Consider the following 20,146-nt stretch of genomic DNA (forward strand, 5'->3'; position numbering starts at 1 on the left):
GGCCGGGGAGTCATTTTCGCGGGGCCCGGCGAGGCCGGGTAGAGCGGGGGAGGGGCAGGGAAGGGCGGGGCCCGGCGGGGCGGGGTGGCGGCCCTCAGCGCCGCCACCCCGTTGGCTTCTCGGCACGGGGGCCGTGGTCCGTTGAGCCAAACCCCACCATGGGGTGAAGCCGTGGGCCGTGGGCCCGGTGGGCGCCGTCAGCCCGTGGCGGCCGCGCGCAGGCGCTTCTTGTCCGGCTTGCCGACGGGCGTCAGCGGGATCTCGTCGACGACGTGCAGCACCTCGGGGGCGAAGATCCGCCCCTTTCGCTCCGTGACGAAGGCACGGAGCTCGTCCAGCCGCGGCCGCTGCCCCGGCGCGGGGACGACGGCGACGTGGACGTGCTCCGCCTCCTGGGCGTCGCGGACCCCGAAGACCGCGCAGCGGGCGACCGTCGGGTGGGTGAGCAGGAGCTCCTCCACCTCGGAGGGGTAGACGTGCCCGCCGACCACGATGATCAGGTCCTTGACCCGGTCGGAGAGGTAGAGGTAGCCGTCCTGGTCGAAGTAGCCGATGTCGCCGGTGTCCAGCCAGCCGTCCCGCAGCACCGCGGCGGTGAGGTCCGGCCGCTTCCAGTACCCGGCCATGACGACGTCGGAGCGAATGTGGATCTCGCCGTGCTCGCCGGCCGGCAGGTCGGTGCCGTCGAGCGAGCGGATCGCCACCTCGACGCCCGGGACGGGCCGGCCGACCGGGACCCGGCCGCCCTGGCCGATCCGCTCGTGCTCCTGCGGCATGAGCACGGAGATCAGCTGCGCCTCCGACATCCCGTACATGCCCACCAGGACCGGCCCGAAGACCTTGAGCGCCTCGCGGATCCGGGTCGGTGAGGCGGCGCTGCCCCCGTACAGGATCTGCCGCAGGCTGGACAGGTCGGTGCGGCCGATCGCCGGGTGGTCGAGGAGTTGGTGGAGCAGCGGCGGCAGCACCCAGAAGTCGGTGATGCGTTCGCGCTCGATGGCGGCCAGGACCGCGCCGGGATCGAAGGAGCGCTGGAGGACCACCGTGCCGCCGTGCTGGAGGGCCAGGTCGGCGAGGACCCCGCCGAGGTGGGCCAGCGGGGTGGCGGCGAGGAGGCGGGGCGGGCCGTCGGTGCTGACGACCGGGTCGTCGAAGATGCGGCGGTAGGGCCCGTGCAGGCTGAGGATGCCCTTCGGGATGCCGGTGGTGCCGCCGGTGTGGCGGATGCTGAGGTCGTCCTCCGGTCCGATCCGGACGTCCGGGGGCTCGGCCGGGCGGTGGGCGGAGGCGGCGATCACGTCTTCGCCGATGACCGGGGTGCGGCCGTCGAGCGGCCCCGGGCCCAGGGTGAGGACGGTCGGCACGTCGATCAGCGGGAGCAAGTCGGGGGCCTCGGCGTACCGTTCGGCGTCCACGAGCAGCACGGCGGTGTCGACGCTCGCGGTGATCTCGGCCAGGACGGGGGTGCTCATGCCGTCGTACAGGTTCACCACCCGGGCGCCCGCGAGGCCCGCCGCGTACCGGGCACTGAGGGCCTCGGGGGTGTTGCCCGTCAGCAGGGTCACGGTGGTGCCGAGGGCGGCGCCCCGGGCGATCAGCTCGTGGGCGAGGCGGTAGGTGGCGGCGGCGAAGTCGCCGGCGGTGGTCTCGGTGCCGTCGGCGGCGACGACGGCCCGCCGATCGGGGTCGGAGGTGAGGGACTGGAGGATCAGCGCGGGGCCGCTGACGAACTCCGCGTCGGGCATGGCTACTTCTTCCTTGTAGTTTGCAACCATGGCCACAGGCTAACCCCATCCGTGCCGCCGGGTCGGGGACGCCCTGCGGGCAATTGGCGTGAACATAGCGCTGTCAGCGCATTCGTGACGGTTGATCAGCTCAGACTTGGCGCCGCTTCTTCCTCTGTTCGAGTGAATCGCCCGGGAGTTCGGTGCGTCGCCCCGCTGCCCCGTTCAGAACGCCGCCGGGGGCCGCAGGGCGAGGTCGGTGGCGGCGGCCCAGTGTTCGGCGGTGGCGGTGACGATCACGTAGCCCTGCTGAGAGGGGAGCCGGGGGAGCAGGGCGCTGCGGCAGCCGTGGCTGTGGTGGACCTCGACCGGGACGGGGACGCCGTGGAGCAGGATCTCTCCCGGGGTGGGCGGGCCGTCGAGCGGGGCGAGGTGGGTGCGCGGGTCGAGGCGGTCCGAGTTGGCCAGGAAGGTGGAGAGTTGGGACCGCGGGGTGGTGAGGGAGCCCACCCGGTGGCCGTCCGGGACGGGGCGCGAGGTCTGGACGACGGCGACGGGCTCGCCGTCCAAGTGGTAGTTGAGGTCCAGGTGGCAGAGGTAGCCGTCGGAGGAGAGCCGCCCCAGCAGGAAGGACCACCCGGGCGGAGCGCCGCGGAGCGCGGCGATCTGCTCGCCCCACGCCTCGGCGGTCTCGCGGTGGGTCGGTACGCGGATGCCGCGCGGGCGGGTGTCGCGGAACAAGGGCTTCCCCCAACGGGCGGTCGGCGAATGGTCGTTGGGATGAGTATGCGGGTGCCGACCGGCCGTTCGGGGGCGGATCGGACGGTAGGCTCGGGTGCGATGCGGAAGTGATCCGTTCCGGGCGGGAGTGATCCGTGACGACGTACGTTCTGATCCATGGCGCGGCCGCCGATTCCTGGTGCTGGGAGCCGCTGGCCGCCGAGTTGCGCGGGCGCGGCCACGAGGTGCTCGCGCCGGAGCTGCCGTGTGACGACGACGCGGCCGGGCTCGCCGAGTACGCGGACGCGGTGGTCGCGGCGATCGGCGACCGGACGGGCGGACTCGTGGTCGTCGCCCACTCGTTCGGCGGGTTCACCGGACCGCTGGTGTGCGCGCGGGTGCCGGTGGACCTGCTGGTCATGCTCCAGGCCCAGGTGCCGGCGCCCGGGGAGACACCGGGCGCCTGGTGGGAGAACACCGGCTACGGGCCGGCCCGCCGCGAATCCGACCGCGGCCGGGGCGTGCCGGAGGGCGCGGAGGAGGACGAGCGCGCCCTGTTCCTGCACGACACCCCGGCCGCCCTGGCCGAGGAACTCCTCACGGAGCACCAGCGACGGCAGTCGACGACGCCGTTCGGGACACCGTGGCCGCTGGCGGCCTGGCCGGACGTGCCGACCAGGTTCCTGCTGGCCACCGGCGACCGCTTCTTCCCGCCCGCGTTCCTGCGGCGCCACGTCGAGGAGCGCCTCGGCTTCCGGCCCGACGAGATGCCCGGCGACCACCTCCCGATGCTCGGCCACCCGGAGGAACTGGCGGACCGGCTGGAGGCGTACCGGGCCGCGCTGTAGGCGGGATGACCGGCGAGGCGGGTCCTGTCGGCGGGTGGCGGCAGACTTCGTGCCCCGGGCCGGTTCGCGATGCCGGGGCACCGGGAGCGGCGGACTGCTGCTTTCCGCTCCGGGGCCGGTCGGAGGCGGAGCGCACCGGTCGGGAGACCTTCGGACACCTGCTGGCGCCTTGAGCGCTAATCGCTCTGGACGTACCACGCGGGAGGGGCGTAGCCGACGTCGGCCGACCAGTCCGAGTCTGGTACGACCTCGACGGAGGCGCGCTGGGACCGCGTCAGTTGTGCCTGTTCCAGGCCGTCCTTGGTGAATCGCGCGTTGGAGAGGTCGGCGCCGGAGAAGGAGACGCCGCTCAGCCTCGCGTTGGTGAAGTCCGCGCCGATGAGATTGGCCTCGTCGAACTGGCAGCTTGTCAGTACGGCTCCGTCGAAGCCGGCTTCACGCAGGTCTGCTTGGCTGAATGAGGCGCGTTCGGCCATGCACCTCGCCAGCGTGGTGCGGTGGGCTGAGGTGCCTTTCAGGTTCGCTCCCGAGAGGACGGCGTGAGACAGGTCCGCTTCCGAGATGTTGGCTTCTGTCATGGTCGTACCGGAAAGATCGCATCGGATGAGGTTGGCCATGGTGAGATCGGCGAAGTCCAGATCAACGTTGGTGAGTGTCGCCTCCATGAGTTGGACGCCCACGAGCTGCGTGAACTGCAGGGAACCGTCCGACAGCAGGCTTCCGCTCAGGTCGGCGTCCCAGAGCCAGGCTCCGTCCCAGACCAGGTTCCGGAGATCAAGCCCCGCCAGGGCGAAACCACTGACGAGGTACATGCCAGGAAGGCGCCCCAGAGTCAGGATCGCCAATTGGACATCCTCGGGTGGAGTACGTGCCGGACCCGACGGCACCGCGCGCGGACACGCCTCCCGGATGAAGTCGGTCAGTACCGACCGCCACCACTCGGCGGAGGTTCTCCGCTCCTCCGGTGAGGCCCGCCAGGCCAGCCGTTCCAGGCGGTAGAGGGCCGCGATTCGCCGCTCCAGCTCGGCGGACCGGAGATCCGCCCTCAGCGCCTCGTCCGTCGTGGACGGTTGTGCCGGTGCGTCCGGCTCCGCGTCGTCGTCGGCGGCGAGCCAGAGCCGGTGGAAGCGCTCGACCTCGCCCTCGGGGTCCGGCTTCTGCCGTCCGACGGCGGCCTCGGCCAGGTAGCGCACCATGGACTCCACCCTCGCCCAGGAGGGGACGGTCACTCCGTTCAGCAGCTGGCTCGCGGTGTCGTGGCTCACCGTCGTCGGCAGGTCGTCGCGGCGCTTGATGCCGTCGGAGATGTCGCGGAGGCTGGGCTTGCCGGCGCCCCGGTACAGCCCGTGCAGGGCCTCGACCAGGTCCCTTCGTGGCCCGGGCGGAAGTTTCTCGTTGGTCGGAATGACGATTCCCGCCACAGGGCTGCACCTCGATGGGCTGTCAGATTCTATCCGCTGCTGTCAGTTCATCATGGACCGAAGGTGCGTCGCTGTCAGGTGAACGTCGGTTCACGGCAGCCGACTTACGGCTTCATCCGGTCTCATCGGTACGGCGTGGCGCCGTCGCTGTCCGCCTCCAGGGTTGATGAGACGGGCCGTGAGGCGCGGCCGTCCTTGGGGAGGAGAGGCGCGATGTTCGCCAGGTTTAGTGAGCAGGGTCGGGCCGGCAAGGCAGGGCGGCGGCGCCGCCGGTGGCGGGTCGTGCGGCGCACCGTCGCCCTGCACTTCGTCCGGGGCATGGCCGCGGCCGCGGGTGGTGCCACCGTGACCAGCCTGCTCGCTTGGGTGTTCACCCGGCGCGGCTAGGGCTGTACGCGCCCCGGGCGGCGGTAGGCCGGTGAGTGTGCACTGGTGATCAAGCGCCTGGTCCCTGACGGTACATCCGGAAAACGCACGGCTACCTAGCCTGCTGGCAGTGCGTCACGAATGCCGGCCGCGTGTGGAAACCGTCGGCAGGTGAGGCGCGCTGACGACTCGTCTCATCACCATCGAGGAATTCCTGCATGCTAACGACAAACGAACTCAGCGCACCGGCGCGGGCGCTCCGCCGCCTGGTCGGCGTGATGATCGCCCTCGCTCTGGCGGTCGGGCTCACGGGCATGACGTCGCCCGCGGCGCACGCCGACACGAACAACCGTCTCACCAACATCGACTGGGACATCAGTGACCTGGGAGGCGGCGGCGATTCGGCACACGCTCGGTACTACGAGGTGATCCGCCGGCTCCATGAGCTCAGCAGTCACGACTGGTTCAGGACCGACCTGGACGAGACCGTCGTGGCGGACAACGACCAGCTCATCCAGATCAGCATCAACCGGAACGGCGTCTACCAGGGCGCGATCTACATCTGGCCGCACAACCTGTACGTGGCCGGCTTCTACCAGGTCGGCGGCACGCACTGGGTCTTCAGGGAGGACAATCCGGCGGCACCGGAGAGGGCCCGGTTCAACCGGACCCTGGGCGTCAATGCGAACACCCTTCCCTTCACCGGCAACTACAACAACCTCCCCGGTGGCGGCAACAGGCAGAACCAGCGGATCACCGGACCCGCGCTCCAGAACGCCCTGCAGCAGGTGCACAACATCCACCTCCTCCAGAGCACCGGCAGCAACTGGGCCACGCTGGGTGATTCCATCATCATGATGATCCAGGCCACCTCGGAGGCGGCGCGCTTCGGTCGGATCTTCGACAACATCCGCGGCAACATCCGCGACCACGGCAACACCCAGATCGGTGTGGAGAACGTCAACCTGGAGACGAACTGGGGCGCGCTGTCGAACTGGGTGTACCGCGTCATGAACAACGCGGGCGTCCCTCCCATCACGGTCGGCCAGGGCCAGGCGGGCTTCGAGCGCACGTTCTACACCTTGCAGCAACTGATGCAGTACGTGTTCTACATGGACCTGTACAGCGGGTCCCGCCCCAGGTAGTCACACGCCCGGGAAGCCGGCAGGGCAGCTGCTCGGCTTCCGGATGGAAGTGACGCGCGCAGGAAGTCGGCTGGGCCGACTTCCTGCGCGGGGCGCGTGGGGTCCGGCGCATTCGGTGTCCGCTGGGTGCTGGGGGAGGCGGTGGGGGTTCAGGGGTGGGTGGCGGCTTGGGTGCGGCAGTGGGTGAGGGCGAGCTTGAGGCGGGGGTCCGGGTCGGGGGTGGCGGTGAGGAGTTCGCCGGCGCTGGTGAGGGTGCTCCAGTACTGGGCCGGGTCGCCGGTGCGGGGCAGGGGGTGGGTGGCGGTGAGGGAGAGGTAGGCCGCCGTGAGGTTGCCGGTGGTGAACCAGCGCTGGAGACCGTGCTGGTGGCCCGGGCGGATTCCTCCCAGGGCCTCGATGGCGGCCAGGAAGAGGTCGACGACGGCGAGTTCGGTGGTGTCGAGGCTCTTGGGGACGTCGAAGACTCCGAGGGCTTCGAGGAGTTCGCCGGTGTCGCCCTCGGAGTCGGGGCGGGGGTCGGCGAGGAGGGCGTCGTAGCAGTCGTCGAGGCGGCGGGTGGCTTCGGCGTGGGGGATGTCGAGAGCCAGGCAGACCGCGCGGGCACAGGTCAGGGGTTGGTGGCCGAGGCGGGCGATGAGGGCGTAGGTGGCGGCGGGGGTGGCGCCACGGGAGAGGGTGTGGCGGGCGAGGGTGGCGAGATTCATGGGGGTTCGGGCTTTCAGACGGTGACGAGGACGGGGGTGGGGACGGGAGCGACGAGGACCCAGACGAACTTGCCGACGCCGCCGGGGTGGGAGGCGCTGCCCCAGCGTTCGGCGAGCTCGTTGACGAGGAAGAGTCCGCGGCCGTGTTCGTTGTCGGGGGTGGGGGCGTGGAGGGCGGGGTGGGTGGAGCCGGCGTCGTGGACTTCAATCCTCAGGCGGGAGTTAACGAGCGAGAAGCGGACTTCGATGTGCCCGTCGTCGGGGGCGTCCGAGTGCTGGACGGCGTTGGCGAACAGTTCACCCAGCAGCAACTCGGCGGTGTCGCCGTACCGTTCGCCCGAGGGGAGCCCGGAGAGGTACGCCCGGAGCAGGTAGCGCGCGAGGGGCGCGGACTCGGTGCGCGAGTCGAGGCGCGCGACGAACATGCGGGGGCGACGGGCAGTGAGCATGGGGCACCTCGAAGGGGGCGGAGGGGCGTGCGAGTGGGGCGCGAAGTTCACGCTGCGCACGCAGATGATCGCTTTCCGGTGTCAATGATCGGCCTGCGGGGGTACGGTTGCGTCCAAATCCACGTGTTGAGCACGTGACGCACAGGCGGGAGTGGTGATGACACGGCGAAAGCAGCGCGGACCGACGGCGAGCTCCGCGATCATGTTCGGCGAGGAGATCCGCTACGCGCGAGAGCAGGCGGGCTACACCCAGGAGGAGTTGGGCAAGCTGCTCCACCTCGACCGGACGGTGGTCTCGCGGACCGAGGGCGGGCGGCGCAAGCCGCCTCTCGACGAGGTCGTGGAGATCGGGCAGCTGCTGGACGCCGGTGACCTGCTGATGCGGCTGTACGGGCGGGTCGACTGGAATGTGGCGATCGATCACCCGGACTGGTTCGAGGAGTACGTGGACCAGGAGGCCATCGCGATCGGGGTGCGCGCGTACCAGGACTCTGTGATGCACGGGCTGTTGCAGTGCAGGCAGTATGCGCATGCACTCTTTGCCGCTGGCGACGCGGTCGGTAACCCGAAAGAGATCGAGGAGCAGGTCAGGGCTCGGCTCAGTCGACAGAGCCGCTTTTTGGCGCCTGATGGGCCACTGCTGCTCGTCGTGCTCGATGAGAGTGCCATCCGTACCGTCATCGGTGGACCCGGCGTAATGCGCTGCCAGATGGAGCACTTGCTGATGGTCGCTCGGCTCCCGAACGTCATCATTCAGGTGGCGCCCTTCGCGCACCGGCGGACTGACATCAAGACGGCTATGGTGTTGCTGGAGCTGCCGGACGGGCAGCGGCTGGTCTACTCGGAGAGCCTCGATCGAGGTCATCTGATCGACGCCTTCGACACCGTGGCCAAACACCAGCGTCGCTATGATCAGCTTCGAGCCGAATGCCCGTCAGAGGATGACTCGCTTAGGCTGATCGCCGATGCGCTGGAGGGTTTCAAAGATGATGAGCAACGAGCTCGCCGTGGCCGCCTGGCGGAAGAGCAGCTACAGCAACAGCGACGGCGGCAACTGCATCGAGGTAGCCCCCGGATTCCCCGGCCTCGTTCCGGTGCGTGACTCCAAGGACCCGCAGGGCCCGGTCCTCGTCTTCCCCGGTTCCTCCTGGAGCGCCTTCGTCGAGGCCGTCCGCGCCGGCCGCCTGCCGCTCGAAGGCTGATCCACCCCCTCAACGCCCTCGGGGCGGGGCACCCGCCGGTGCTCCGGCCCCGACGACGTTGACCAACTTCCTTTGCTGTGCCGCCGTACCGGCGGCGCAGCGTGTGTGTGCGCTTATCGGATAGACGCGGCCTCCTCTTCGCCCTCAGTGGTCGCCTGGTTCCTCGCCCGGTAGGCCCGCTTCTTCACCAGGGCGCCGCAGGTCTTCATCGAGCACCAACGCCGTGCCCCCGCACGGGAGGTGTCGACGAACGGTGTTCCGCACGCCGGGTTCCCGCAGATGCGGACGCGCGTCCGTTGGTCGGATCCGCAGAGTTCGATCAGGTCCCGCGCGACCATGGAGAGCACGGCCGCGATGTCGTCCCCGTGCCAGCGGACGGTGGCCGCGTCGGGTGAGAGCACGGGCGCCGAAGTCGGCGCGGCGGCAGCGCGGTTGACGAGGTCGACGTCCCCGGGCGCGGGCGTCGTTCCCTCCGCCAGGGTGAGGCCGATCCGCTGGACCGCCTCGCGGAGTCGCCTGGCGCCGTCCAGGTCGGCCTCGCTGCAGGCCGGCGCGGCCGTCGTGCAGCCGCTCTCCACGCACCAGCGGCTCAGGTCCTCCGGTCGGGCCAGCCGTTCGACCCGCACCTCCTTGCCGCGGTCGGCCAGCGTGCCGGCGAAGGCGAAGCACAGTCGCGCGTCGTCGAACCGGAAGTCGGTCTTGGCGCGCTGGCGCCCTTCTCGTCGGCCGTCCCCATCGCTCATGTCCACCACTTTAGGCGGTTGACGCGGTGTGTGGCGAGCACATAGCGTCCAAGTCCACCGCTTGAACAGGTGGACAATCCCTGAGGAGGTGGCGTCCATGCGCGCCGCAGTCATCGAAGAACTCCACAAGCCCCTCGCCATCCGCGAGGTGCCCGACCCCGAGTGCCCTCCGGACGGCGCGATCGTGCGCGTCGGGGCCAACGGCATCTGCCGCACCGACTGGGCGCTGTGGGCGGGGGAGTTCTGGACGGGAGGGCCGCGGGTCGAGCCGCCGTTCGTCCTCGGCCACGAGTTCGCCGGCACCGTCGTGGAGGTCGGCCGGGACGTCCGGGGCTGGCGGGAGGGCGACCGCGTCATCTTCCCGATGAACCCCGGTGAGGGCTCCTGCGAGATGTGCCGCAGTGGCAACCAGCACGTGTGCGAGCACGTGGACTCGCTCGTGCCCGGGGTCTCCTACTGGGGTGCCTTCGCGGAGTACGTCATGGTCCGCTTCGCCGACGTGAACCTCGTCCGGGTGCCGGAGTCCGTCGGCTTCGTCGACGTCGCCGCCCTCGCCTGCCGCTACATGACCGCCTTCCACGGCATCGTCGACCAGGCCGGGGTCCGCGGCGGGGAGTGGGTCGCGGTGTACGGGGCGGGCGGCGGCATGGGACTGTCCGCGGTGGAGATCGCCGCGGCGACCGGCGCCAACGTCATCGCGGTCGACATCGACGGCGAGAAGCTCTCGGCCGCGCGCGCCCTGGGAGCCGTCCACACCGTCAACGCGGCCACGGACGAGCCGGCGGAGGCGGTGAAGGCCCTCACCGGGGGTGGCGCCCACGTGTCCGTGGACGCCGTCGGGATCGCCGAGGCCTGTCGGAACTCCGTGCTCTCGCTGCGCACGCGCGGCCGCCACCTCCAACTCGGGCACACCACCGGCGCGGAGCGGGGGGACGTCGCCCTGCCGGTCGACGTGATGATGGTCAAGGAACTGGAGTTCCTGGGCGCCTTCGGCATGCAGGGCCAGCGGTTCGGCACGATGCTCAACATGATCGAAGCCGGACGCCTCCACCCCGGCCGGATCGTCACCCGTACCGTCGGCCTCCACGAGGCGGGCTCGGTGCTGGAGGCCCTGGAGACGTACGGGCCTACCGGCGTGGTCGTCATCGACGAGTTCGGGGCCTGAGCGGCCATGGCAGCGGACACGAGGACGTCCGTTCCCCGCCTGCGGATCGACCCGGAACTCGGCCGGGCCCTCGACGGCGTTCCGATGACCCCCAACGGCGTGTTCGACCTGACCGACATCGCCGCCACGCGCGAGACGCTCCGCGCCTTCGCCGAGGCGAGCGCCGCCGACGCCCCCGACGACCCGTCGGTCACCGTGGAGGAACACCGCGCGGCGCGGCCGGACGGTGGCCCCGACGTGCCGATCCGTCTGCTGAGGCCCGCGACCGCGAGCGGGCCGCTGCCGGTGCTGCTCTGGTTCCACGGCGGCGGGCAGGTGCTCGGCTTCGCCGCCCAGGACGACCCCTGGCTCAAGCGGCTGTGCGCGCGGGTCGGATGCGCCGTCGCCGCCGTCGACTACCGGCTGGCTCCCGAGACCCCCGCGCCCGGCGCCGCCGAGGACGGGTACGTCGCCCACCGGTGGCTCGTCCGTGAGGCGGGGGCCCTGGGTCTGGACGGCGCCCGGATCGGGATCGCCGGCCAGAGCGGCGGCGGAGGGATCGCGGCGGCCACCGCCCTGCTGGTCCGCGACCGCGGCGGCCGGGCGCCGCTCTTCCAGGCGCTGATGTACCCCATGCTCGACGACCGGAACCGGACCGCGTCGAGCCACGAGATCACCGACATCGGCATCTGGGACCGCTCCGCCAATCTCCTGGCCTGGCGGGCGGTCCTGGGTGAGCGAGCCGGAACCGGCGACGTCTGCCCGTACGCCGCCCCCGCCCGCGCGGAAGACCTCGGCGGACTGCCGCCGGCCTTCATCGCGGTCGGCGAACTCGACTGCTTCCGCGACGAGGACCTGGACTACGCCACGCGCCTGCGTGCCCACGGCGTCCCGGTCGAACTCCACCTGTACCCCGGCGCCTACCACGCCTTCGACCTGTTCGCCCCCGCGTCGCAGCTCGCGCAGGCCTTCGAACAGGCCTGGCTCGGCTACCTCATCCGCCATCTCCGGGCCCCGGCCCCGTAGCGCGACCGGGCGGCGGCCGCCCCCACCCCGGGGCGGCCCCGTCCGTTCGCCGGGGGGTGGTCAGAGGCACCCTTCCGGATGGTCTATAGTTTTCCTCATCACCCAGATGCGCGGGTGGCGGAATAGGCAGACGCGCTGGATTCAGGTTCCAGTGCCCGAAAGGGCGTGGGGGTTCAACTCCCCCCTCGCGCACAGCAAACGGCCGGTCGATCTTCGGATCGACCGGCCGTTTTGTTTTCCGCCGTCGCCGAGGGGGCCTCGCGGGTCTTTTCCTGAGGGGCCGGTCACGCGAGCGGTCGATCACGCCAAGTCTCCGGAGTGCGACGCAACGTAGTGTTCTGGGCGGGCGACGTGCCGAGGGTGGGGGAAGCCGTCGTCAACGCCACGGTCGGCCGACCTCGCCGACCCGAACCTCACCTGGAGACAAGAACCATGAAGAGGAACCTCTCCTCCGCACTCGCGCTGCTCGTCGGAACCGCGGCGCTGTCGATCGCCACCGTGTCCCCGGCTTCGGCGGCGACCGGCAACGTGGTCATCGAGACACTCGCCGGCAACCCCATCGTGTACCACGACCCCGCCGACGGATCGTGTCAGGCCTTCGATGTCCAAGGGGACAGCTTCCGCATCACCAACGAGACGAACCGGGTCATCCGCGTCTACAACTCTTCAAACTGCATGGACAGTCTCGGCAACGGGGACCCGGTCCCGCCGAACACTGCCAAGATCTTCCGGAACAAGAGGAGCTTCAAGGTCGAATCGGCCTGAGGACGACTTCCGGTGAACGGCCGGTCGATCTTCGGATCGACCGGCCGCCCCCTCACGGGTTCCAACTCCCGCTCCCCGAGGCCGGTTTCGTAAGGTACGACTTTCCCGGCCGCTGTTTACCCGTCCCCTCCGGGGTGGGATTCCCCTTCCGACCGGCGAGGCCGCTGCTCGCCGAGGAATCGGAAGGGGGCCGCCGTGCCGTGGTCCATGCGGGGCCGGGCGGCCGTCTCCCTGACCGCGGCGGCGCTCGCGAGCGCCGCCGTGATCCCCGCGGCGGGCGCACCGTCCGTCCCCAGGCGGCTCGGCCGCCCCCGCGGCCACGCGGTGTGCGCGTGCACCGAGGTGGACTACCAGGGCCTGCTGGAGCACATCAGGCAGCCGCGGCCGCTGATCGAACCGCCCGTCGAGAGCGCGGTCAACTGCAGTCAAGTTGCCTGGTGCTTCTACGAGTTGCCCGCGTACGGCGGCCTCCGCGCCGCCGTCGAACCGGGCCGTGGCGCGGCCGGCTTCCCGTACCCCGTCCAGTCCGCGCGACCGGCCGGAGAGGAGTGAGCCGCCCTCAGCGGACCCTCGGCAGACCCTCAGCGGCTCTCCGGACGGCGCGCGCGGCCCGACCGGCCCGACCGGCCCGACCGGTCCGACGGGTCCGACCGGTCCGGCGGAGGACGACGAGGACGGCCGTGCCGGTGGCGGCCGCGAGCGCGAGCAGTGCGGCCACGGTCGTCAGCATCGTCATCAGGAACGCGACGGCCATGCCCAGGGCGCTCACCGCCATGCCCAGGCGGGCGCCCCGTGGTCGACCGAGGGGCCGTGATCGGGCCCACCGGGGCGATGGCGAGCATGAGGGCCGTCAGGACGGCCGTGCCGGCCAGTGGCCGGTTCGTCGTCCACGCCCGCCGCGCCGGTTCCGCGGCCTTGCCGACCCGCGCCATGTGGTGCCCTTCCACCGCGACCCGCGGTGCCTTCACGGGAACGGCCGGCCGACCTCCTGGTCGACCGGCCGTCCAACCGCTCCGGAGCTGTGAGGGCCTCACGACTCCGGCGGTGCGGGGTTCGTCACTCCTTGTTCCACACGGCGCCCGCGCCGGTGTACGAGCCGCTGATGCCCTCGTTGTCGGCGTAGGTCCAGGCGGTGGCGTGGGAGAGGCCGTCCGGGCTGACGGTGGACTGGTTGGCGCCGAAGCCGGCGCCGTTCTGGTTGGCGGTGAAGAAGCCCTGACCGAAGGACGCGTCCAGGCCTTCGGTGGCCGAGGCGAGGCCGGCGCAGCCGATCACGAGCGGGGTGGTGAGGGCGGCGACGGCAAGGACACGCTTGACAGCACGCATGATGGTTCTCTCCGTGGAGTTCGAGATTTAGAAGCGGCGGCGACCGGTCGGCCCCGCCGGAACCAGACAGCCATGGGCCGCGACCGCCCGCAAGCGACGCCGCCATCCGAACAGACCTCACGGCCTGTCAGACACACCGTGCTGACCTGCGAAAACGGCCGATCGGGCGATCTGTGGGCAAGGTCGTTCGGGCGGAGCACGCCGCTCGCCGAACACCACGGAGGCGTCCGGTCGATCCGCGGATCTCACCGGCCGCCGGGCTCACCCGACCGGGGCCCCGCCGGCACCCTGGTCTCCGACGTCCCCCACGCGCTGTGGGTGGCCGCGCACCTCGTGGAGGCCGGCGTCCGCTGCGACCGGCGCGAGGAGGCCGCCGCGCACGTCCGGGCCATGCGCGGGGCCGGGCTGGGCGCCGTGTCCTCCCGGCACGCCATGCTGCTGGAGGCCTCGGCCGCCCTGTGCACCGACGACGACCGGGAGGCCCTGCGGCTCTTCGCCCTCGCGCTGGACACCCCCGGCGCACCATGCTGCGCGACGAGCTCGGCCCGGTGTCGGAGCCGCCGCGGCGCGCGGGCCGAGGCTACGCCCCCGGCGTGCCCAGGGCGGTGTCCGTGTCCCGGCCGCCCCAACCGCCGTCCGGGCGGCGCCAGATGACGTGGACGCCGAAGACGTCGCGGACGGTGTCGGCCGACCAGTCCTCGGTGGGCGCTTCGGCGAGCACCAGGTAGAGGGCGGTGGCGGCCATGGGCAGGGTGTGGTTGATCTCCAGCAGCCGGGTCGCGCCCGAGCGCAGGTCCGGGTAGGAGGAATAGCCGGCGCCGAGCGCCTCGTAGAGGAAGAGGCCCTGCCCCGTGACGCAGCCGACGTCGACGACCGGCGAGTCGGTCGGCTGGAAGTCGGCCCAGAGCAGGGCCGACTTCAGCGCGTGCCGGACCGCCTCGTGCTTCTTGCATCTGCGGTCGGCCTCGGCGGACGCCTCCAGCATGCGGAGGAATCCCTCCTTCGTGGCCGGGGCGGGTGCGGCGGGGGTGCTGACCGCGGGGACCATCGGGCTGTCGTCCTCCTGCTCGGGGTGGCGCGGGGCGGCGGGGGGCGTGTCCGCGTCGGTGGGGGCGGGTTGGGTGAGGCTGGTCTCGGTGGGGCCGGTCTCGGCGGGGGCGGTCTCGGTGGGGGTGGTTGAGGCCGAGGTGGCGGGGGCGAAGCGGGCCCGGAGCCTCTCGCGGGCTGCGGCCAGGCGCTCCGTCCAGCCCGACGCCGTCAGCTCCGTCCGGAGGCGGGCGAGGTCCAGGGCGCCCTCCTTCAGCGCGCGGTTGGTCGTCGCGGCGAGGTCGCGCAGAGCGCCCAGCGCGTCCCGGTCGGGGGAGCCGAGCAGGTGGAACACGTCGACCCAGTCGGCCTGGTCCCGCCGCAGCACGCGGTTGGCCATGCCCTGCAGCTCGGAGAGGTGGACGCGGGCGTCCGGGACGTTCCCGTCCCTCCCGACCAGCTCGCCGAGCACGTCCAGCGCCGCGACGTAGCGCCCCGCCATTCGTTCGGAGACCGGCGACCGGCCCCGCTGGTCGGCGGTGAGGACGGTCTGGGTGGTCTCGTTCGCGAACACCCAGCAGTCCAGCTTCTCGCCCAGCCGCGGCGGCACCGAGCCGTGCCGGACGGTGAGGACGACGGGCCGGTCGATCCCGGGGGAGACGGGCTTGACCCGGTAGCGGCCCCCGGGAGCGCGGCCGACGACCTCGATCCTGACGTCCGCGCCGATCCGGGGGAGGGGGCCGGTGGCCTTGCTCGTCGGATCGGCCTGCTGTGGATCGGCCTGAGGTGCGGCCTGGGGTGCGGCCTGGAGATCGGCCTGCGGATCGGTCTGGGGTGCGGTCGGGCCGGGGGCGGTGAGCGCCTCCGGCAGCGGAGCGGTGTGGAGCACGGTGAGGCTCTGGGTGCTGCGGGTCAGGGCCACGTACAGCTGCCGCAGCCCGGCCGGACCGCGATCGGCGATGGTGGCCGGCTCGACGACCAGGACGTGGTCGTACTCCATGCCCTTGGCCTGGGCGGCGGCCAGGACGGACACCGACTCTCGGCCCCCGGTGCCGCCCGTGCCGTCTGCCACGGCACCGCCCGTGCCGTGGCCCGTGCCGTCGCCAGTGCCGTCGCCCGTGCCGTCGGCCGGAGCGCCGCTCCGGTTGAGCCGACGGTCGATCTCGTCGAGCCAGTTCGAGTCGTCGGGGACGATGACGGCCACGGAACGGGGGGTGTGCCCGTCGTCGGTGCCCACCAGGCGGGCCACCTGGGCGACGGTGTCGTCGAGCAGCCGCCACGGGTCGGTCGCCACCGTCCGCACCGCGTCCGGGCCCACCGAGCGGACGGCCTGGGGAGACTCCAGCGTCGGTGCGACCGCCTGCGCGAGGGGCGCGACGAACCGCATGATCTCGACGGGAACGCGGTAGCTGGTGTCGAGCCGGGCGATGCGCCAGTCGCCGTTGTCGGAGAGGATCGCGCCGAGCTGCTCCCAGGTCGCCGGGATGTGCGGTCCGGTCGCCTGCGCGAGGTCGCCCAGGACGGTCATGGAGCCGTTGACGGCGCAGCGCCGCCGCAGGGTGCGGGCCTGCATGGGCGTCAGGTCCTGGGCCTCGTCGATCACGATGTGCCCGTAACGCCTCGGGGTCTCCCCGCTGATGAGCATCCGGAGCTCTTCGAGGCAGACCTGATCGTCGAGGGTCCAGGGTTCGGCACCGGCGGTGGCGGCGCGGGCCCTGAGCAGCACCGCCTGCTCGTCCGCGTCGAGGATGCCGTCGGCGCAGGCGGCCAGGAGGTCGGGCGAGTCGTAGAGGGTGCGCAGTGCCTCCCGGGCGCCCGGGGACGGCCAGACGCGGTCCACGAGTCGCTCGACCCGGCGGTTGCGCTCCAGGTCGCGGCGGACCGAGTCGGCCTGCCTGCGCCGCGGCGCGACGTCCGAGAGCTCCTTCAGCAGACGGTCCACGAGCAGGCCCCGGAAGCGGTCGCGGCGCTCCCGGTAGGGGCCGTCGCCGGTGTTGGCCCGGGCGAGCAGGGCGAGGACCTCGGACCGCGGCACGCGCAGCGTCGTGCTGCCGGCGGTCACGACGACCGTGGGCTCGTCGCCCTCGAAGGAGGGGGCTTCGGTGAGGTCGTCCAGCGCCTCGGGACGGTACTCGCGCTCGACGCGCCGCCGCAGGACGGCCGCCATCCGCTCGTCCGACTTCACCGTCCTGGCCCGCGGGGTGTCCGTGCCGAGCGCCTCGCCGTCCCACAGGCGGTTCAGCTGGACGGCGTTGACGTCCCGGGTGCCGAGGGTGGGGAGGACCTGGCCGACGTAGTCGAGGAACCGCTGGTGGGGGCCGATGACCAGGATGTCCTGGGCCTTGAAGTGGGCGTTGTCGACGAGCCAGGTCACCCGGTGGAGGCCGACGGCGGACTTGCCGGTGCCGGGACCGCCCTGGATGACCAGGATGTCCGAGGGAGAGCCGGTGACCAGGGCCATCTGGTCGCGCCGGATGGTCTCGACGATGTCCCGCATCCGGCCGTTGCGCGAGCGCTGGAGTTCGCGCAACAGGAAGTCGTCCGGCCGGAGTTCCGGGCGGCGTTCCGGACGGGGCGGGGCGGGGGCGTCGGCCGGGTCCTTCGCCGCGGGGTGGGGGCCGCTCCGGCCGCGGTGCTCGGTGGCCTGCCGGGGGACCGGCCGGGGAGTGGGGCGGGGCGTGGGTCGAGGGGTCGGCCGGGGCACGGGACGGGGCTCGGTGGCCGCCTCGGGGGACGCTTCGGCGACCGCCTCGGGGGCGGGTGCGGGGAGCGCGTCGGGCATCGGTGCGGAGGCCGACGGGGCGATCTCGTCGAAGTAGTCCTTGACGATGTGCCGCACGCACCGCAGCCGGCGTCGCAGGGAGACCTCGCCCGGAGACTCGGGCAGGGCCTCCGTCCACCGCTTCGCCAGCGGACTCGTCCAGAGCACCACCACCGGATCGCGCGCGTCGTCCCGTACGCCCCGGCGCCCGATGTACCAGGGACGGGGCTTCCCGCCGGGGTCTTCCGGGGCGTCGACCCGGGCGAAGACCAGGGCTTCGTCGTTGAGCCCGTCGTACTCCGCGGCCCTGGCCTCCGCCTCCGCCCGGTTGGCGATCCCGTCCTTACCACTCGCCGATGCCTCGGCCGTCGACGATCCGCTCAACTCACCGAGCCGTGCGGCGTAGCAGCGGTAGGCGTGGTCCACCGCGCGCTGTTCGACAGCCAGGACCTGGTCCCGAGTGGTCGTGCCCATGTGCGTCCTCCCTGCGGTGCCTGGGGCACCGCTGCGGGCCTGCGTCACGGGCCTGCGTCCGTGCGTGGTGAAACAACTACCAGAGAGCGGGCGGTGACGAACAGACGGAACTGGCGTTCCCCGGGCGGGGATTCGAGGCCGGCGGGCCGGGCGGCCCGGAGGGCGGGCGGGTGGTCGGTCGGGCGTCGGGCGGGTCGTGGACTGGTGGTCGGCCGGGCGTCGGGCGGGGTGCCCGTGAGCTTCGCGGGGCGGTGGTGGTGACGATGACGGTGGCGGTTGAGATCCTCCCTCGATCGGGGGAGGAGCGGGGCCGGAAGGCCGGTGATACTGGCGCACATGATCAAGGGACTGCGGCTGCTGCTGCGCGGGTCGACGTACAAGGGTGTGCTGTTCGCGGTGGTCGGGGCGCTGGCCGGGCTGCCGGTCGCGATGCTCGCGCTCGCACTGACGCTGGGGCTGGACGGCCGGCCGGAGGCGGCCTGGGTGGCGCTGCCGGTGTGGGTGGTGCTGCTCGGGGTGGCCGGGCTGCCGCGGGTGGTGCGCCGGGTGCTGGCGGCGGGGGCGCGGCGGCTGCTGGGCGTCGCGGTGCCCGACCCGGTGAAGGGGGCCGCGGCGGAGCGGTGGCGGACGCCGGCGTTCGTGGTGGCGCACGTGCTGCTGGGGTGGACGGTGCTGGTCGGCGGCAGCACGCTGCTGGTGATGGGCGTGACGCTGCCCGGCCGCTGGGCGGCGGGCGAGGCGCGGGTGAGCCTCTTCGGCTGGGCCACGGAGCTGACGGGCGTCTGGGCCTGGATCGTCGCGGTGCTCTGCCTGGCCCTGGCGGCCGCCCTGTTCGCGGGGGTGTCGGGCGCACTGCGGTGGCTGGCGCCGCGACTGCTCGGGCCCTCGCCGGCCGAGCGGCTCGCGATGGCCGCCGAGCGGGAGCGGCTGCTGGCCGAACGCAACCGGCTGGCACACGAGTTGCACGACTCGATCGGGCACACCCTGACCGCCGCCACCATCCAGGCGGCCGTCGCGGGCGAGGTGCTGGACGCCGACCCGGCCGCGGCCAGGGCCGCCATGCGCAGCATCGAGGAGTCCACCCGGGCCGCGCTGGAGGACCTCGACTACGTGCTGGGCGCGCTGCGCGAGGAGCAGTCGGGCACCGCGCCGACCCGCACCCTCGCCGATCTGTCCGAACTGGTCGACCGGCTGCGGCACGCGGGCGCGGTCGTGGTGCCGCGGACCTCCGGGGACCTGGCGCAGGTGCAGGGCACGCTCTCCCGGGCCGCCTACCGGATCGTCCAGGAGGGGCTGACCAACGCGCTGCGGCACGGCGCGGGCGGGCCGATCGAGCTGCGGGTGGCGGCGGGGCCGGAGGAGCTGGAGCTGAGCGTGGTCAACGGGACGGGCGGCGGTCCTGGCGGCGGGGCCGGTGCGGCGGGGGCCGAGGCGGGCGGCTTCCCGACCTCGGGGCACGGGCTTCCCGGCCTGGCCGAGCGGGTGCGGCTGCTGCACGGCGAGTTCGAGGCCGGGCCGTACGGGGAGGGGCAGTGGCGGCTGGCGGTCCGGCTGCCGATGCGGTGGTCGGCGTGAGCGGCGTGAGCGGTGCCGATCCGGGTACGCCCGACGTCACCCTCCTGATCGCCGACGACGACCCCGTCACCCGCAGCGGGCTGGGCACCCTGTTGGGTGCCCAGCCGGGCGTCACGGTGGTCGGAACGGCCGCCGACGGGGTCGAAGTGGTCGAGCGGGCAAGGCTGTTGCGGCCCGACGTGGTGCTGATGGACGTGCGGATGCCGCGCCGCAACGGGATCGAGGCGACCCGCGAACTGCTGAGGGAGCACGGCCCGGTGAGCGAGCGCGGCCCGTCGGGGGAGCAGGGCGGCCCTCCCAAGGTCGTGGTGATCACCACCTTCGAGAACGATGGCTACGTCACCGCCGCGCTGAGCGCCGGAGCCTGCGGCTTCGTGCTCAAGCGGCTGCCCGTCCCGCAGATCGCCGAAGCGGTGCGGGTGGTGGCGGCCGGGGAGGCGGTGCTGTTTCCCGCCGCGCTGCGCCGGATGGTCGCACCCCGGCCCCTGGACTCGGCCGAGGCGCTGCCCCGGGCGGGGCTGACCGGGCGGGAGGAGGGGGTACTGCGGCTGATGGCGACCGGACTGTCCAACCCGGAGATCGCGCAGGCGCTCGCGGTGAGCCAGGAGACGGTCAAGACGCACGTGGGGAACGTGCTGAGCAAGCTCGGCGCGCAGAACCGGACCCACGCCGTGGTCATCGCGTACGAGAGCGGGCTGGTGGTGCCGGGCCTGCCGGGGGCCTGACC

Annotated in this window: 20 protein-coding genes and 1 tRNA gene; 12 read left to right on the forward strand and 9 right to left on the reverse strand. The window is 72.4% G+C overall.

Going from position 1 to position 20,146, the window contains the following annotated elements:
* Window positions 1-197: 197 nt before the first annotated feature.
* Both ACZ5OX_RS21270 and ACZ5OX_RS21275 read right to left on the reverse strand, forming a co-directional pair.
* On the reverse strand, window positions 198-1,775 hold the full coding sequence (locus ACZ5OX_RS21270; RefSeq protein WP_465631968.1) for an AMP-binding protein: 1,578 nt from the start codon (window positions 1,773-1,775) through the stop codon (window positions 198-200).
* Between the two features lie 174 nt (window positions 1,776-1,949).
* Window positions 1,950-2,465 (reverse strand): hypothetical protein, encoded by a 516-nt coding sequence (locus ACZ5OX_RS21275; RefSeq protein WP_465631970.1) that lies wholly within the window; start codon window positions 2,463-2,465, stop codon window positions 1,950-1,952.
* A gap of 134 nt (window positions 2,466-2,599) precedes the next feature.
* Here ACZ5OX_RS21275 and ACZ5OX_RS21280 point away from each other — a divergent pair, with 134 nt between their 5' ends.
* Complete coding sequence (locus ACZ5OX_RS21280; RefSeq protein ID WP_465631972.1) at window positions 2,600-3,292, forward strand: alpha/beta fold hydrolase; 693 nt, start codon at window positions 2,600-2,602, stop codon at window positions 3,290-3,292.
* Window positions 3,293-3,468: 176 nt separating this feature from the next.
* On the opposite strand, the gene ACZ5OX_RS21285 is transcribed toward ACZ5OX_RS21280, so the two are convergent.
* On the reverse strand, window positions 3,469-4,713 hold the full coding sequence (locus ACZ5OX_RS21285) for a pentapeptide repeat-containing protein (protein ID WP_465631973.1): 1,245 nt from the start codon (window positions 4,711-4,713) through the stop codon (window positions 3,469-3,471).
* A gap of 213 nt (window positions 4,714-4,926) precedes the next feature.
* Between ACZ5OX_RS21285 and ACZ5OX_RS21290 the strand changes: the two genes are divergently transcribed.
* A complete protein-coding gene (locus ACZ5OX_RS21290) occupies window positions 4,927-5,100 on the forward strand; it encodes a hypothetical protein (RefSeq protein WP_465631975.1) in 174 nt (57 codons plus the stop codon).
* Between the two features lie 197 nt (window positions 5,101-5,297).
* A complete protein-coding gene (locus ACZ5OX_RS21295) occupies window positions 5,298-6,224 on the forward strand; it encodes a ribosome-inactivating family protein (protein ID WP_465631977.1) in 927 nt (308 codons plus the stop codon).
* A 149-nt stretch (window positions 6,225-6,373) separates the two neighbouring features.
* On the opposite strand, the gene ACZ5OX_RS21300 is transcribed toward ACZ5OX_RS21295, so the two are convergent.
* Window positions 6,374-6,928, reverse strand: coding sequence for a hypothetical protein (locus tag ACZ5OX_RS21300; RefSeq protein WP_465631979.1), 555 nt, complete (start codon window positions 6,926-6,928; stop codon window positions 6,374-6,376).
* A 14-nt stretch (window positions 6,929-6,942) separates the two neighbouring features.
* Window positions 6,943-7,377 carry an ATP-binding protein gene (locus ACZ5OX_RS21305; protein WP_465631981.1) on the reverse strand — a complete coding sequence of 145 codons (435 nt, stop codon included), beginning with the start codon at window positions 7,375-7,377 and terminating at the stop codon, window positions 6,943-6,945.
* 157 nt (window positions 7,378-7,534) lie between these two features.
* Here ACZ5OX_RS21305 and ACZ5OX_RS21310 point away from each other — a divergent pair, with 157 nt between their 5' ends.
* Together ACZ5OX_RS21310 and ACZ5OX_RS21315 are read left to right on the forward strand one after the other, a co-directional pair.
* Window positions 7,535-8,479 carry a helix-turn-helix domain-containing protein gene (locus ACZ5OX_RS21310; RefSeq protein ID WP_465631983.1) on the forward strand — a complete coding sequence of 315 codons (945 nt, stop codon included), beginning with the start codon at window positions 7,535-7,537 and terminating at the stop codon, window positions 8,477-8,479.
* Window positions 8,385-8,579, forward strand: a complete 195-nt coding sequence (locus tag ACZ5OX_RS21315; protein ID WP_465631985.1) for a DUF397 domain-containing protein — start codon at window positions 8,385-8,387, stop codon at window positions 8,577-8,579. The genes ACZ5OX_RS21310 and ACZ5OX_RS21315 overlap by 95 nt, the downstream gene beginning before the upstream one ends.
* Before the next feature lie 113 nt (window positions 8,580-8,692).
* Here ACZ5OX_RS21315 and ACZ5OX_RS21320 read toward each other — a convergent pair whose 3' ends face one another.
* The gene (locus ACZ5OX_RS21320) at window positions 8,693-9,322 is read right to left on the reverse strand and encodes a CGNR zinc finger domain-containing protein (protein ID WP_465631987.1); all 630 of its coding nucleotides are present in this window, start codon (window positions 9,320-9,322) and stop codon (window positions 8,693-8,695) included.
* 97 nt (window positions 9,323-9,419) lie between these two features.
* Between ACZ5OX_RS21320 and ACZ5OX_RS21325 the strand changes: the two genes are divergently transcribed.
* From ACZ5OX_RS21325 to ACZ5OX_RS21345, 5 genes are all read left to right on the forward strand, one after another.
* Window positions 9,420-10,487 (forward strand): alcohol dehydrogenase catalytic domain-containing protein, encoded by a 1,068-nt coding sequence (locus ACZ5OX_RS21325; RefSeq protein ID WP_465631989.1) that lies wholly within the window; start codon window positions 9,420-9,422, stop codon window positions 10,485-10,487.
* A gap of 6 nt (window positions 10,488-10,493) precedes the next feature.
* Window positions 10,494-11,492 carry an alpha/beta hydrolase gene (locus ACZ5OX_RS21330; RefSeq protein ID WP_465631991.1) on the forward strand — a complete coding sequence of 333 codons (999 nt, stop codon included), beginning with the start codon at window positions 10,494-10,496 and terminating at the stop codon, window positions 11,490-11,492.
* 108 nt (window positions 11,493-11,600) lie between these two features.
* Window positions 11,601-11,684: transfer RNA gene (locus ACZ5OX_RS21335), tRNA-Leu, on the forward strand.
* A gap of 240 nt (window positions 11,685-11,924) precedes the next feature.
* Window positions 11,925-12,257 (forward strand): hypothetical protein, encoded by a 333-nt coding sequence (locus ACZ5OX_RS21340; protein WP_465631993.1) that lies wholly within the window; start codon window positions 11,925-11,927, stop codon window positions 12,255-12,257.
* 195 nt (window positions 12,258-12,452) lie between these two features.
* Window positions 12,453-12,809: a hypothetical protein gene (locus tag ACZ5OX_RS21345; RefSeq protein ID WP_465631994.1), complete on the forward strand. Its 357-nt coding sequence runs from the start codon at window positions 12,453-12,455 to the stop codon at window positions 12,807-12,809.
* Between the two features lie 7 nt (window positions 12,810-12,816).
* Here the strand turns inward: ACZ5OX_RS21345 and ACZ5OX_RS21350 are convergent, their stop codons facing one another.
* The 3 genes from ACZ5OX_RS21350 to ACZ5OX_RS21360 all read right to left on the reverse strand — a co-directional run bounded on the left by ACZ5OX_RS21350 (window position 12,817) and on the right by ACZ5OX_RS21360 (window position 17,844).
* On the reverse strand, window positions 12,817-13,032 hold the full coding sequence (locus tag ACZ5OX_RS21350; protein WP_465631996.1) for a hypothetical protein: 216 nt from the start codon (window positions 13,030-13,032) through the stop codon (window positions 12,817-12,819).
* A 281-nt stretch (window positions 13,033-13,313) separates the two neighbouring features.
* Entirely contained in the window at window positions 13,314-13,583 is a 270-nt protein-coding gene (locus ACZ5OX_RS21355; protein ID WP_465631998.1) for a hypothetical protein, read from the reverse strand.
* A 580-nt stretch (window positions 13,584-14,163) separates the two neighbouring features.
* Entirely contained in the window at window positions 14,164-17,844 is a 3,681-nt protein-coding gene (locus ACZ5OX_RS21360; protein ID WP_465632000.1) for a HelD family protein, read from the reverse strand.
* A 336-nt stretch (window positions 17,845-18,180) separates the two neighbouring features.
* Between ACZ5OX_RS21360 and ACZ5OX_RS21365 the strand changes: the two genes are divergently transcribed.
* On the forward strand, window positions 18,181-19,419 hold the full coding sequence (locus tag ACZ5OX_RS21365; protein WP_465632002.1) for a sensor histidine kinase: 1,239 nt from the start codon (window positions 18,181-18,183) through the stop codon (window positions 19,417-19,419).
* Between the two features lie 5 nt (window positions 19,420-19,424).
* Window positions 19,425-20,144 (forward strand): response regulator transcription factor, encoded by a 720-nt coding sequence (locus tag ACZ5OX_RS21370; protein WP_465632345.1) that lies wholly within the window; start codon window positions 19,425-19,427, stop codon window positions 20,142-20,144.
* Window positions 20,145-20,146: the final 2 nt, after the last annotated feature.

This window comes from Kitasatospora sp. NPDC032121 (genome assembly GCF_055580145.1).